The organism is Pseudomonas sp. PvP028 (assembly GCF_017832255.1).
GTDB lineage: Bacteria > Pseudomonadota > Gammaproteobacteria > Pseudomonadales > Pseudomonadaceae > Aquipseudomonas > Aquipseudomonas syringae.
Genome location: NZ_JAFIBL010000001.1, coordinates 4014183 through 4027769, shown reverse-complemented (window position 1 = coordinate 4027769; position 13587 = coordinate 4014183). Strand labels below are relative to the sequence as shown.

Annotated in this window: 11 protein-coding genes; 3 read left to right on the top strand and 8 right to left on the bottom strand. The window is 60.1% G+C overall.

Annotated features, from left to right (window positions below):
* Positions 1 to 105 precede the first annotated feature (105 nt).
* On the top strand, positions 106 to 594 hold the full coding sequence (locus JOE34_RS17895; protein ID WP_003314860.1) for a MarR family transcriptional regulator: 489 nt from the start codon (positions 106 to 108) through the stop codon (positions 592 to 594).
* 30 nt (positions 595 to 624) lie between these two features.
* On the opposite strand, the gene JOE34_RS17890 is transcribed toward JOE34_RS17895, so the two are convergent.
* Complete coding sequence (locus tag JOE34_RS17890; RefSeq protein WP_209996268.1) at positions 625 to 1947, bottom strand: OprD family porin; 1323 nt, start codon at positions 1945 to 1947, stop codon at positions 625 to 627.
* A gap of 328 nt (positions 1948 to 2275) precedes the next feature.
* Between JOE34_RS17890 and mhpT the strand changes: the two genes are divergently transcribed.
* The gene (gene mhpT, locus JOE34_RS17885) at positions 2276 to 3496 is read left to right on the top strand and encodes a 3-(3-hydroxy-phenyl)propionate transporter MhpT (RefSeq protein ID WP_046266270.1); all 1221 of its coding nucleotides are present in this window, start codon (positions 2276 to 2278) and stop codon (positions 3494 to 3496) included.
* Positions 3497 to 4100: 604 nt separating this feature from the next.
* Here the strand turns inward: mhpT and JOE34_RS17880 are convergent.
* The 3 genes from JOE34_RS17880 to JOE34_RS17870 form a co-directional block, all read right to left on the bottom strand.
* On the bottom strand, positions 4101 to 5048 hold the full coding sequence (locus tag JOE34_RS17880; RefSeq protein WP_003314856.1) for a transporter: 948 nt from the start codon (positions 5046 to 5048) through the stop codon (positions 4101 to 4103).
* Between the two features lie 84 nt (positions 5049 to 5132).
* Positions 5133 to 5900 (bottom strand): coniferyl-alcohol dehydrogenase, encoded by a 768-nt coding sequence (locus JOE34_RS17875; protein ID WP_003426464.1) that lies wholly within the window; start codon positions 5898 to 5900, stop codon positions 5133 to 5135.
* Between the two features lie 86 nt (positions 5901 to 5986).
* On the bottom strand, positions 5987 to 7468 hold the full coding sequence (locus JOE34_RS17870) for a benzaldehyde dehydrogenase (protein WP_024682651.1): 1482 nt from the start codon (positions 7466 to 7468) through the stop codon (positions 5987 to 5989).
* A 279-nt stretch (positions 7469 to 7747) separates the two neighbouring features.
* On the opposite strand from JOE34_RS17870, the gene JOE34_RS17865 reads away from it, so the two are divergent.
* Complete coding sequence (locus JOE34_RS17865; protein WP_209996266.1) at positions 7748 to 9511, top strand: sigma-54-dependent Fis family transcriptional regulator; 1764 nt, start codon at positions 7748 to 7750, stop codon at positions 9509 to 9511.
* A gap of 50 nt (positions 9512 to 9561) precedes the next feature.
* Here JOE34_RS17865 and treS read toward each other — a convergent pair whose 3' ends face one another.
* The 4 genes from treS to JOE34_RS17845 form a co-directional block, all read right to left on the bottom strand.
* On the bottom strand, positions 9562 to 11625 hold the full coding sequence (gene treS / locus JOE34_RS17860) for a maltose alpha-D-glucosyltransferase (protein WP_110767341.1): 2064 nt from the start codon (positions 11623 to 11625) through the stop codon (positions 9562 to 9564).
* 164 nt (positions 11626 to 11789) lie between these two features.
* The gene (locus tag JOE34_RS17855) at positions 11790 to 12359 is read right to left on the bottom strand and encodes a LysR substrate-binding domain-containing protein (protein ID WP_229621122.1); all 570 of its coding nucleotides are present in this window, start codon (positions 12357 to 12359) and stop codon (positions 11790 to 11792) included.
* A complete protein-coding gene (locus JOE34_RS17850; protein ID WP_003314851.1) occupies positions 12356 to 12655 on the bottom strand; it encodes a LysR family transcriptional regulator in 300 nt (99 codons plus the stop codon). Before JOE34_RS17850 ends, JOE34_RS17855 begins: the two co-directional genes overlap by 4 nt.
* A gap of 229 nt (positions 12656 to 12884) precedes the next feature.
* Entirely contained in the window at positions 12885 to 13490 is a 606-nt protein-coding gene (locus JOE34_RS17845; protein WP_003314850.1) for a DJ-1/PfpI family protein, read from the bottom strand.
* Positions 13491 to 13587: the final 97 nt, after the last annotated feature.

Below are 13587 nucleotides of genomic sequence, written 5' to 3'. Positions count from 1 at the left end.
CGAACCCGTGGGTCACAGTGAAGTAACACCCCATAGCTATCATTCGCCAACCTCGGCAAACTGATCGGCTGATTGACCCATCAAACCATAAGGACCGCATTTTCAATGGCCAAGCCATCTGACATCGCCGACGTTTGCCAGGCTCCCGTACAGGCTGCCGAGGCACCTTTACCAACGGATTCTGCGCTGGATGATCTGATCGGTTATGCCATGCGCCGTGCGCAGCTCAAGCTGTTCCAGAACCTGATCGGACGTCTTTCCACACACGACCTGCGCCCGGCGCAGTTCTCGGCCCTGGCGATCATCGAGCAGAACCCGGGGCTCATGCAGGCAGACCTGGCCAAAGCACTGGCGATCGAACCGCCTCAGGTCGTTCCATTACTCAACAAGCTCGAAGAACGCGCGCTGGCCGTCCGGGTACGTTGCAAGCCGGACAAACGCTCGTACGGCATCTTTCTCAGCAAAAGCGGCGAAACACTGCTGCGCGAGCTGAAACAGATCGCCGTAGACAGCGACCTCGAATCCACCGCAGCGCTGGATCAAAAGGAACGTCAGGACCTGCTCAGGTTGCTGAAAAAAGTGTATCAATCCTAAACGGCTTCCCTGCCGTCAAGGCGGGGGGCGCTACCAGAGCGGCAAGCTGTATTGCACGATAAAGCGTGTCTGGTTCTCGTCCCGAAACGCTGCACCTGCCGGGAAGTCGTTGCGATAGATCGACTTGCGCGCCAGCAGCCCGACGTTCTTTAGCGGACCGCTTTGCACAACGTAGCCCAGCTCCATCTGAAACTCACGCTCCTTGCGATCATCGGCATTGAAAGCGGCCAGCTCAATGTTGTCGCCGCGCACATAACGCAGGCGGCTGCGCAACCCGACCAGCCCGACGGCGGTGAAGTCATAGTCGTAGATGGCTTGCCAGGTGCGCTCTTTGGCGTTGAGGAAGTCCGAGCTCATGGTCATCTCGCTCAACCCCATCAGTTCGGTGCCCGAGACATAAGGCGTCGCCGTGTCGCCACTGGAATGCATGTAGCCAAGGCTCACGCTGTGCCCTCCCCACTTGTAGCCAAGCAGCGCGGACAGGTTCTGGTTGTCGACTTCGCCAGCTTTCGCGCTGCCGGTATCGCGGCTGAAAAAGCTGCGCAGATCGGTGCTCAGCACGCCGTCGCCAATCGCCAGCTTGTGCAGCAGGGCCAAGGTGTTCTGGGTATAGAGATCGTCTACTTCGGCATGATACGCACGCAGGCTCAGGTCCTTGTCGACCTGATAATCGCCACCGGCATAAGCCATATGCGACGACGTTGCCGCCCCATTGAAACGGCGGTTCGGTGAAGCGATGCTGATGGCCTGGTAGTTGCTGGAGTCACGCTTGTTGACCCGGTCGATGTAGCCCGCGTTGAGGGTCAGGTCATCGATGTCCCTGGAAGTCAGCGTGGTGCCACGAAAGGTCTGCGGTAACAGTCGCGAGGGACTGGCGAAAGCGAACGGCAGGAAAATCGACACATCACCGGTCTTGACCGTGGTTTCATGGAATTTCAGCTTGCCGGTCAGGGCCAGCCGCGAATACTCGTCGGCCGCACGGCCATCACTGGCAGATACCGGCAACAGCTCGGTGCCGCTGCGGTCTGGCGAAGAATCCAGCTTCACGCCGACCAGCGCCCGGGCGTCCAGGCCGAACCCCACCGGCCCCTGGGTAAAGCCGGATTCCGCATTCATGATGAAGCCCTGCGCCCACTCCCGAGTTGCTGTCTTGGCGCCATCATCCTTGTAATCGCGGTCCATATAATAGTTGCGCAGGGTCAGGGTGCCATGGCTGTCATCCAGAAAGCCCTGCGCCTGTGCAGGGTCGGGGATGGCACTGATACCCAGCAGGCCCAGCGCGAGGCCACAATGTTTTCCACGAAAAAAGGGAGCTGACACAGCGCTTGCTGCATCATGAGCGAGCTTTGACATGTTCGGTGTCCACTTATTGTTGTTGTTTTTGGAGTCGGTCCGGCGCTTGATTGCAGTTCCGTGAGCAGAGAATTGAAAGATTCCGCAGCCACGTCAATCCAAAGTGATCGATAATCGAACATTAATATCATTAACTACTTTATCGGTCGCTCGACATTCATCTTCTAACTTAATGTTTTTAAAAGACTAAGATCTGTTTTTTGCGAGTATTTCGACCAGATTCAATTTTTAGTTATTTTTGTTACCTTGATAACTACCTGTCACAACGCCTCGACTGGCGCTAGGGAACAGGCTTTTCTCCACAACAAAAACAACAATGAGGCTTGCCATGAACAGTCCGTTACGTCGATCGACGCTGACCATTGTCTTGTGTTTTATCGTTGCGCTCATCGAAGGTTTCGACCTGCAAGCTGCCGGAACGGCGGCCGCCGGGTTGCGTCAGACCTTCGCCCTTGATCCGAAAATGATGGGCTGGGTGTTCAGCGCAGGGATCATTGGGCTGCTGCCTGGCGCGTTCTTTGGCGGGTGGATTGCCGATCGCATCGGCCGCAAGAAGATCCTCGTGAGCGCAGTACTGCTGTTCGGGGTCTTTTCGCTGAGCACTGCGTATGTCGAGAGCTTTTCCGGCCTGCTGCTGGTGCGCTTCATGACCGGCCTGGGTCTGGGGGCAGCGCTGCCCAACCTGATTGCATTGTGCGCCGAAGCCGTCAGCGAACGTCACCGCGGGCTGGCCATCAGCATCATGTACGCAGGAGTGCCATTGGGTGGTGCCCTGGCGGCGGTCGTGGCCATGTTCACCAGCGAGCACTGGCAGACCACGTTCATCATCGGTGGTCTGGTGCCGCTGCTGGTGGTTCCGCTGATGATCCTGTTGCTGCCCGAGTCCAGCGCTTTCAAACAGCAGACCAGCGCTGGCAGCGTTCGGCATTCAAGCGCCACTGCGTTGTTCGGCGAAGGCCGGGCGCGCACGACGCTGGCCTTGTGGCTCGGTTACTTCTTTACCCTGACCGTGATGTACATGCTCCTCAACTGGCTGCCTTCACTGCTGATCGGTCAGGGTTTCAGCAAGCCGCAGGCGGGCATGGTGCAGATGTTGTTCAACATCGGCGGCGCACTGGGATCGCTGTTGGGCGGGCTGTTGCTCGATCGCTGTAATGGCATCAAGGTCGTGCTGTTCGTCTATGCCGGTTTGCTCGCGGCGCTGGCCGGTGTGGGTTTGTCGGTTGGTATCGTCCCGATGGCCATTGCCGGGTTTGCAGCCGGGGTATTTGTCATTGCCGCGCAGTTGGTGCTGTATGCGCTGGCCCCACCCTCCTACCCGACCTCGGTACGCGCCACCGGTGTGGGAGCTGCAGTGGCCATCGGCCGTCTCGGTTCGGTCGCCGGCCCCCTGGCGGCCGGGCAACTGCTGGGCGCTGGCGCCGGAACCGCCGGCGTACTGCTGGCCACCTCGCCAGGCCTGGTGATTGCGGCACTGGCGGCGATCACCGTGCTGTCCAGATCAATCACCGTCGAGAAGCGTGAGCTCAAGGCTGCAGAGTCGAGCTGATCAGACGCTATGCCATCGTCCCCACGCTCTGCACCCACAGTTATGCACAAGTCGTGTGGGAGCGAGCTTGCTCGCGAAGAGGTCGGTACAGCCTCCAGAAATAGAGCGTTTGGACTAACGTCTTTGTGAGCTATGCGGATCGCAGTGAGCGCAGCACGTGGGAATGCAGTGTGTGACGCTACGCGTCACACAGCGGTTGTTCTTTGTCAGGTGGATTGGGGTTCGACTCAGGTCACCTTTTCGCCCCTCGGCGAGTTACTTTGATGGGGCCAAAGTAACCAAACCCCCTGGCTCCGCTTCCGGCCCGACTTCGTCGGGTTCCTTCGTCCTGACACTGATCCGGGGGTCGCCGCAACGGGCCATCCATGGCCCGGTGCGTCTAGCCTGGCGTCCTGCCAGGCTACCCCCGGATCAGCGCCAGGACTCAGCCGTCACTTACGTCGCAATCTGCGTCGTCAGCGCCATCGCGATCGAAAAGCGCTTCTATGGCAGCGGCTAACGGCAAGTCATGCTGTTGCGCCGCATCTGAGAGGTGTGACGCAGAGCGTCACGAACTGCATTCCAACGCGGAGCGTTGGAACGATAGTCAAAACAATCTCATGCCTTACAGCTTGTGCAGAAAATTCAGCACCACCTTGTTGCCTTCGGTGCGGTTTTCCGCGCCCTGTTCGAAGTAGCTATTGACCGTCAGCACGTTCTCCTTGTTGAAGGCATACAGGAAGCCGGGGCCAATGGCCCAGACCTTTTCCTTGCGACCACTCACATCATGGCCGTCCACCTGGGTATCCGTGAACTGCTTGAGCCAGTAACCGTTGAGCCCCAGCGAAAGTTGTTCGTTAACCGCGTACTGCAACGTCAGGTTGGCGTGCAGGGCCTGCCCTGCCTGCGTGTCGGAAACATTGCCGAACCCGGCTTGCGGGTCATCATTCTTGCCGTTCCACAAATACATGAAACGCCCGCTGGCCGACCATTTCGGCGAGAACCAGTAAGTCGCGGCGTAGTACGGGTTGAACGACCAGAAATTGCTGCCGGGGTTGATCGAGCGATTGCGATCGTAGGCGCCGACCGGAATCGCAATGTCCGCCTCGATACGCTGAGTCAGCAGCGGGCTGCCATCGGCACGGGTGATCGTCGGCAGCTGCAGAAACGGGCCGATGACCAAATCGCCGAAACCGGCGCGCGAACTCAGGGCGGTGTTGCCCAGACCGTCATCCACGTCGACATGCGCCAGCGACGTATTGATTGCGGTAATACCCGGCATGGCACCATTGGCCATTGGCTGACCGACGTAGATGATCTGCGTCGTCACCGCCAGGACATCCACATCCTGTTTGGGAAGTTGCAGTTTGTCGCCATTCACGTCATTGAAGCGATTGGCCTTGGCATAGTTCAGATACTCCTCCAGATACCAGCCCGGGCCTGCAGGCGCCGGGGATCCGTCGTAGAAGCTGGTGTTGCCCAGATTGAGGCCGGGCAAGTCATAGGCGTATGCAGTCGATGACAAGGCGATGAATGATACGGTCGCAACGGTACGCAAGACTGACTTGGGCATCTTGTGATTCCTGTACTTATTGTTGTTGTTTTCAAGAGCCCCGACGCCACGAACGCGTCGCCGGGGTTGCAACACGTGCAGCCATTACACGTAGGAAGCGGCCAACCCTCCATCCACCGGCAAGTTGACACCGTTGATCCAGCGCGAGGCGTCGGAACACAGAAACGCAATCACCTCGGCCACCTCATCGGCCAGCGCAGGGCGCTTCATGTGCAGGCCATCACGGGCGACCCGCTCTTGGCCAACCATGCTGACAAAGTCTCCCAGAATCGGCGTGAACACCGGCCCCGGTGCGACGCAGTTGACGCGTACCGAATGATCGCGAAACCATTCCTGCGACTGCTTGAAGCTCCAGACGATCAGCGCTTCCTTGAAATACTGGTAGCAGGTTTCATGGGCGACCGGATTGGCCGCCAGCCACTCCTGCCCTTCGCCGTAGCTTTCGGTGGCAGCCAGCGCCTTGTGCAACTCCAGCCTTTCCGGCCACTGCGAACCGAGTATCGACGCCACGTTGACGATACTGCCGCCCGACACGATGCGCGGCAACACGCGTTGGGTCAGGTGACGCAGCCCGAGGTAATTGACCTGGGCGACCGCCTGAACGGGGGCAGTGCCGGGTACACCGGCGATATTGCACAGGCCGTCGATCTGCTTGGGCAAACGCTCGATCAACGCGTCGATACTGCCTGGGTCGGCGAGGTCCGCCTGGAAGAAACTGTCCACGGTCAGTTGCGGTTCATGACGATCGATGCCGATCACTCGGGCACCCTGGAAGCGCGCCACACGTGCCAGCTCAGCGCCGATGCCGGATGACACGCCAGTGACGATCAGTGTTTTGTTATTCAGGTTCATAGTCACGCGCTCTTATTGTTGTTGGATCACGTTTTGCCGTTGAATCAAATCACTTGTTGCAGTGAAGCATGGAATATCAGTCAGACTCAGAATGGATAGGCCGGCGCCTGGTTCTTAACTGTCACCCACTGCCATTGGCTGTATTCATCCCAGTCCGAGGGGCTGCCAGCGCTGCTGCCGTTGCCAGACGCACCGCGCCCGCCGAACGAGTTGACACACTCATCAGCCACTGTCTGATCGTTGATGTGCAGCATGCCGCACCTGAGTCGGTCGCCAAGCGCCGTCGCGCGGCCGATGTCAGGGGAAATCACCGCAGCCGCCAGGCCATACTCGGAACGATTGGCCAGCTCGATGGCTTCCTCGTCCGTGGAAAAACTGACCACAACCGCCACCGGGCCAAATATCTCTTCGTCGAATGCGCGCATGCCGGGTTTCACGCCGCTGAGCACGGTCGGTCGATAGAACAGGCCTTCATACTCGCCACCGGTTTCCAGTTGCGCGCCGGCCTGCAGGCTGTCACTGACCACCTGATGCACGTGCTGCAATTGCCGTTTGTTGATCAGCGGCCCCAGAGCAGCCTCACCGCGTGCCGCGTTACCCACCGTCAGCGCCCGCGCCTTGTCCGCCAGCTTGCGGGTCAGGTCGGCGACAATGGACTCATGCACCAGAATCAGCCCGGTGGCCATGCAGATCTGCCCCTGGTGCAGCCAGGCACCAAACGCCGCATTGCTGGCGGCCAGATCAAGGTCGGCGTCTTCAAGAATCACCAGTGGATTCTTGCCGCCCAGCTCCAGCGACACTTTCTTCAGATTGCGACCCGCAGCCTCGGCAACCTTGCGTCCGGCGCCAGTCGAGCCGGTAAAGGTGATCATCTGCACGTTGGTGTCGCGGCACAACGCCTCGCCGGCATCGACCAAACCCGGCAGCACGTGCAACAGCCCCTTGGGCAGGCCGGCTTCCTCGAACAGCCGGGCGATCAGGAAACCGCCGCTGATCGGCGTCTGTGGATCGGGCTTGAGCACCACGGCATTGCCGGCAGCCAGCGCCGGAGCGACCGAGCGCAGGGACAGTACCAAAGGAAAATTGAACGGCGATATCACCCCCACCACACCGTGCGCAACACGCCGCGCATAGGACAGACGACCTGCCTGACTCGGCAGTATCAGGCCATGACCATGGGCCTGCGACAGCATCCCCGCAGCCTGACGCAACAACACGATGGTCTCGTTCACTTCGTGCTGGCCCTTTTGCAAGCTGCCGCCGGTCTCGCGGGCGACATACAGGGCCAGTTCATCGAACGCACAGACCGCATGATCGGCGGCCAGAAGAAATATGTCGGCCTTTTCACGCGGCCCCAGCGCCGCCCAGGCAGGTTGAGCCAGCGCGGCCTCACGGCAGGCAACGGCAATGTCCGCAGCATCGGCCATGGCAGTGTTCATCAGCAGCTCGCCGGTCGCAGGCTCGATGACGGGCAATGAAGGAGAAGAGGAAGGAATCCAGTCGCCATTGAAAACGCATTCGGCTTCAATCGCGCGTTGCAACAGGGGGGTGCCATCAGACGCTGACATATTAAGACTCCGGCTTTTATGGTTGTAATCGCCTGCCCCTTTTGTCGTGGGAAGCATGCGCCGTACATACGTCAGAGCAAAGCCTGTGCCGGGATTGTAATCCGACCATCATGTCATCACTCAACCGCTTTGGAACGAGGGTTTGCGACGACCTTGCTGAAACGTCGTGCCCCTCACTCGGAAACTCTACGCGGACGCGCTTGTTCATTTGATGAAGTTATGTTTATTAATCAAGACTCGATTTGATCATTTCGACCATCGCCCGGCCGAGGTATACCCATGAACAACCCTCACTGCGAGCTGCCCGATCACAGCGTTCCCACCGAGCATTTCTCGCCTCGCGGCGACAGCAGTCAAACGCACGCAGGCGGCTCGCCAACCGCCGAGGAATTGACCAGTTGCCTGTTCTTCTCGCCTGACGACGGGCGCATCTGGCTCAACGACCAGCGCATGTTGCTGCTGCACACCTCATCGTTCGGCACCCTGCGCCGCGAGATCATCGAGCGGCTGGGCCAGGAGCAGGCACGCGGGATGTTCACCCGTGCCGGGTATCTGTCTGGCGCGCGTGACGCCCGATTGATTCGCGAACGCTGGCCACAGGCTGACGCCTCTTCGGCGTTTCGGGCCGGTACGCACTTGCATACCCTGGAAGGCATGACCAAGGTCGAACCGTTGCACTTCAAATTCGACGCCGAGTCAGGGTTCTACGAGGGGGAGTTTCTCTGGCATCACTCGTGCGAAGCCGACGAGCATGTCGCAGCCTATGGTATCGGCCAGGACCCGGTGTGCTGGACCGAAATCGGCTACGCCACCGGGTTTGTCAGCGGCCTGTTCGGACAGATGGTGGTTTTCCGCGAAGTCGAATGCCGGGGCATGGGGCATGCAAACTGCCGTGTGGTCGGCAAAACCTCGGAACAATGGGGCGATGTCGAACGCGACCTGAGCTACCTGAGAGCGGTCAACTCACCTGCTCCAGTGCACAGCGCCCCGACGCCAGCAGCGAGCTATGAGGCAAGCCCGCCGACCGCCACTGACCAGCCACTGGTCGGCGCAAGTGCTGCCTTCAATGCGGCCAGCCAGGCGTTGCAACGAGTGGCGATGACCCCGGCAACCGTATTGATCAGCGGTGAGTCCGGAGTCGGCAAGGAAATGTTCGCCCGCCAGTTACACCAGCTCAGCCGCAATCGCGAAGGCCCGTTCGTGGCGCTCAACTGCGCAGCCATCCCCGACAACCTCATCGAGGCCGAACTGTTCGGCGTCGAGCGAGGGGCTTATACCGGGGCCACGCACTCCAGACCCGGGCGTTTCGAGCGCGCCAACGGTGGCACGCTGTTTCTCGATGAGATCACCTCGCTAAGCCTTGCCGGGCAAAGCAAGCTGCTGCGCGCCTTGCAGGAACGGGAGATCGAGCGCGTCGGGGGTGTACACGGCATCAAGGTCAACGTTCGAGTGGTGGCGGCGACCAACGTCGATCTGCGCAAGGCGGTGGCCGCTGGCGATTTCCGTGAAGACCTGTTCTATCGCCTCAACGTCTACCCGATCACCCTGCCGCCATTGCGCGAGCGCCGCGATGACATCCCGTTGCTGATCAATTTCTTTCTCAAGCGCTTCTGTCAGGAGTACGGCAGGACGCCGGCCGGATTGACCATGCGCGCGCTGAAAACCCTGCTGGGTTATGACTTTGCCGGGAATGTACGCGAATTGCAGAACCTGATCGAGCGCGGCCTGATCGCCAGCGATGAAGGCCAGGCCATCGACCTGGTGCATATTTTCCGCAACGAATCGTTACCGCGGGACGCCTACTCGCTGAATCACCATGGAGCACTGCGTCAGGCATCGGCTCCTGCCGGACAGCAGGCACCTGCTGCCTCGCTGCTGGACTCCCTGAATCAGCCGGATCAGGCGTTCTCCATCGACGGCCTCGAACAGCGCCTGATCCAGGAGGCGCTGGACAAGAGCGAAGGCAACCTGGCGGCCGCCTCGCGCTTGCTGGGCCTGAGCCGCGCCCAGTTTGCCTATCGCCTGAAAAAGCATCAGCCCTGAGCAGCCTGACTCAGCGGTAACGCGCAGCCGATCCCGCTGCGCGTTACACCTTACAGTGGCAAGGCGCTGACCACGCGTAGGGCCAGCCCTTCGTAGGCGTCCAGGGTGATAGTGAACTCGCCCTGCTCGGTCAGATCGCCTTCAACACGCTCGTTGATGATGTCGACCACCGGACCCGGCGCGATACCGGGCAGTTGCAGCGTTTCGACGATGGTCTCCGCGCTGAAATTGAGCGCAGTGATCTGTGTGCCCTTGCCGGCCGGCAATTCATGGACCATGACCAGCAGCCCTGGATGCTCGACATCCGGAATCAGAATCTGACGGCTTGCGGCGATGTCATAAGCGCGGCGCACAGCGAGAATCTTCTTGAGCTGCGAGGCAAACGAATCGGGACGCTGGAGCTGAGTGACCAGGCTGCCGTACAGCGTCTTGGGACGCGGCATGTCACCCGCAGAAAACTCGGCTTCCGGGTCCAGATCGACCAGATCGTAAGCACCGCGGTGAACCCAGCGCGTGTCGCCATCCTGCATCAGATGGTCGACCTGCTCGGCCGGCAGTGTCAGGGCACCCACAAGGTCCCAACCCGACAGAGCAAACACGCCCGGCTGCATGGCGTTGTACATCACCAGCAGCAGGTGAATGTGCTGGATCTGCTGAATGTCGGCATCGGTGATGGTGTTCAGGTCACGAATGCCCAGCGCTGCAGTGATGATGCTCGCCGTGGTGCAAGAGACGCCGTTGGTGACGAACTTGAGGTTGTACGGCGCATGTTCGCCGGACAGCTTTTCGTACATCTCCTCACGGATGTGCTCGCGCAGGATGTTGCCCGGGAACGTCTGGCCTTGGTAATGGAAAGTATCGTGGGCGTGCAGCGTCCAGAAGTGCACCAGTTCCAGGGTCAGTTCATCGTGGTTCTGCAAGGCATGGATCAACGACGCCGGATCGATGCCATAGGCATGTACCTGACGCAGCATCAGGCGCAGGAACTCGGTGGTGCCGGTCAGCAGCGCGTGCTGATAGGCCGGCCGGGTAATGAAGTCGTAGGACAGATCCGCGCCACCCTGCCCCATGGAGGCAATGTCATCGATGGTCAGGTTCAGCTCCTGGAAGCTGAAGCCGCCCGCCTTGCGGATCGCACCGGCCAAAAGCTGGTTGCCGGTGATCGACAGCGGATGGCTTTCCGACCAGGCGGTACCCTCGGCGCGACGCTCGACACCAAGGAAGCCGTTGGCGTCCAGACGCAATACGCGGGCGCCCATGACATCGATGGCGTGCAGCGCGTCACCGATGATCATCTGCTGCGCGGCAAAGCTGGGGTCCAGCCAGTTCAGGGAGGGCTGGCCGTCCTTGAAATAATGCAGGTAAACCCAACGGCGGGCCTTGCCATCAACGCCCTGTACCACGTCAGTGGCGCTCCAGTCGGTTTCCTTGACCCCGGGCTCGAAGAAAATTACCCGCTGCAACTGGCCGACGATGTAATGCTTGTCGCGCAGCTGATCCACCACATCGGGCATCAGGTTGACCGCATCGCGGCCCGCAGGCACTTCAGGCAACAGTTGCCAGTCTTCCTCACGGATCTCGACCATGTGGAACAGACCGGGGTAATCCTCGTACGCCATCTCGGCCAGGCGGAAGTCAGCGCCCTTGCCGGTGTGCGACGGGATGATGTCGTCGATGATCACCGCGTTGTGCGCTGCGGCAATGCGCGTCAGGCTCAACAACTGCGCCTCGGTACCCAGGTCCGGGTCGATGCCGAAACTGATGCGGTCGAAGTTGCCATCGATACTTGGCGTGCGCTCGCGGCCCTGCAAGCCGCCGGAAAGCTTCAGCGGCCCGTTGTGAATGCCCTGAATGCCGATTTCCGACAGTGCATGCCAGAGGGTCTCATCACCCAGCGCTTCGAGCACCGAGCCGCCTTCGCGGGTGACGATGGAGGCCGGGTAGGCGGTAAACCAGACCGAGGCGATAGCGGAGGCGTCTCTGGGACGTGCAAGGGCGAAAGGACGCTGCCAGAGCCTGCCCTGCCCCGAATAGGTCTTGGCGCGCTGTCTTGCGGCGTTCAGCATCGATTGCTCGACCAGCCATTCCACGTACTGCTTGTCCGGTATCGTCATAGCGTTCAGTCTTCCTCTCGAATCGGCGACCTGAGACGCCCCGCGTGCGGAGCGTCCTGAATGTATTGCTTACGGATATGAGCCTTGCCGGCCCGATTCGTTGCATTCGTATCGCGTTCAAACGTTCGTTGAGGGCACTGTGACAGTGTTTTGTGACACCTCGGTCAATCAGGCCGAGTGTTAGAGGCCGGTGGTTTTTTCAGTGCCTGAACCACGGCATTGGCGGCGTTGGACAGCAATGAAGCAGGCCGCGCCACGACGCTGATCTGACGCCTCACGGTCAGCGGCAACGGGATCGATTCCAGCTCGCGAAGCCGCCCGCTCAACAGCGCGCTGGGCACAATCGAGATGCAATGGCGTTTGCCAACCAGGTCCAGCAGCGTGTCCAGGCAACTGAGTTCGCCGCGATGGCTGAGCCGTACCTGTGCCGATGCCAGTTGCTGGTGCAGGCGTTCCACGCCCGGATGCCGCCAGGCAACATAGCGCGACACCTGCGCAAGCTCGGCGAAACATTGCGCTTTGCCCTGCTTGCTTCGCGCCGCCACCAGTAGGTAGTGGTCCGACCAGCAATGGTGTTCGAGGTAATGCTCGTCCAGCACAGTACCCGGCAGGATGAGAATATCGGCCACGCCCTTTATCAATGCGTCCAGCGACGGATTCTGTTCGCTGCGGTGCAGCACATTCAGGTGGATATCGGGGTAATGATGGGCGAGAAAGTCCAGCGAGGCGCTCAGGCCGGTTTCGCGGATGTGCGAGTGGTAATGAATGGTGACGCTGCCACTGACCCCATTTTTTTTAGTTGTTCGAGCGTGGCCATGATATTTCCCAGGGTCTGGTTGATGACCTTGCCTTCAGGGGTGAGCGTGCAACCCGTGCGGCTGCGAATGAACAGGCGTTTTTCGAAAAAATCTTCGACCTCCTTGATCGCATAGCTGATGTTCGACTGGCTGCAGCCCAGAATGGCGGCGGCCTCGGAGAACGAACCGTGCTGTGCAACGGTTTGAACGACTTTGAAGAAGTGGGTTTTCATGTGTCCTGCACTCTGGTTTTGCAAAGGTGGGTGCGGTCCTGCCGCTGAGCCAAAGGCTCGGGAATACAGGAAACCCCCGCCGAAACACCGAGTTGGCCGGGTTATCGGTCGTTCGAATGAGTGTCTCAAGCGGGGGTAAGGCGGACGCTGGCTATAGCGTTGAAGCGCTGGCTATGCACATTTCGCGCACATAGCCTCTTCAGGGGTATCCGCAGCGCGACTGGATGACTCAGTCGTTCTCGGTCCAGTCGAAATCCATCTGCAGCGCGGTGCGTTCGGCCAGTTCACGGCTGTGCAGGCGCTCGACCAGGTGCAGGCTCATGTCGATGCCGGCAGAAATGCCTGCCGAGGTCACGAACGAGCCTTCATCGACCCAGCGCAGCGTGCTGAGCACGTCCACCGACGGGAACATTTCCTTGAGGTCGTCGATGTCTTCCCAGTGCGTGGTCACCTGCTTGCCGGCCAGCTTGCCGGTCCTGGCCAGCAGGAAGGCGCCGGTGCACACGGCAGCGACCACGCGGCCAGGCTCCGATTGATCACTGATCCAGTGGATCACGTCGGGTTTTTCCAGTTCGGCGGTCACCACGCCACCCGGGACGATCAGGCAGTCGACGGGCGGATGGTCGTTGATCGAGAAATCCGGATCGACCTTGAGCCCGGCGCGGGCACGCACCGGCGCCGTGCTGCGGCCGATGGTGAACACGTTGAACAACTGCCGGTCATCACGGCTATTGCGGGCGTGCATGCGGGTTGCGGTGGTGAATACTTCATAGGGGCCAGCGAAGTCGAGAACCTCGACGTCGTCATAAACGTAGATACCGATATTGAGTGGCACGAGTTGGCTCCAGGGCCTGCATGGCAGACCACTTGCATCATATTGAGGGTTAAGCGGGTTTCAGCGGTGACACAGAGCAGATTACTCAGTAGCATCA

What these genes read in the sequence shown, in the direction of transcription:
- JOE34_RS17895 (WP_003314860.1), top strand. Translation starts at nt 106, where the DNA reads ATGGCCAAGCCATCTGACATCGCCGACGTTTGCCAGGCTCCCGTACAG.
- JOE34_RS17890 (WP_209996268.1), bottom strand. Translation starts at nt 1,947, where the DNA reads ATGTCAAAGCTCGCTCATGATGCAGCAAGCGCTGTGTCAGCTCCCTTT.
- mhpT (WP_046266270.1), top strand. Translation starts at nt 2,276, where the DNA reads ATGAACAGTCCGTTACGTCGATCGACGCTGACCATTGTCTTGTGTTTT.
- JOE34_RS17880 (WP_003314856.1), bottom strand. Translation starts at nt 5,048, where the DNA reads ATGCCCAAGTCAGTCTTGCGTACCGTTGCGACCGTATCATTCATCGCC.
- JOE34_RS17875 (WP_003426464.1), bottom strand. Translation starts at nt 5,900, where the DNA reads ATGAACCTGAATAACAAAACACTGATCGTCACTGGCGTGTCATCCGGC.
- JOE34_RS17870 (WP_024682651.1), bottom strand. Translation starts at nt 7,468, where the DNA reads ATGTCAGCGTCTGATGGCACCCCCCTGTTGCAACGCGCGATTGAAGCC.
- JOE34_RS17865 (WP_209996266.1), top strand. Translation starts at nt 7,748, where the DNA reads ATGAACAACCCTCACTGCGAGCTGCCCGATCACAGCGTTCCCACCGAG.
- treS (WP_110767341.1), bottom strand. Translation starts at nt 11,625, where the DNA reads ATGACGATACCGGACAAGCAGTACGTGGAATGGCTGGTCGAGCAATCG.
- JOE34_RS17850 (WP_003314851.1), bottom strand. Translation starts at nt 12,655, where the DNA reads ATGAAAACCCACTTCTTCAAAGTCGTTCAAACCGTTGCACAGCACGGT.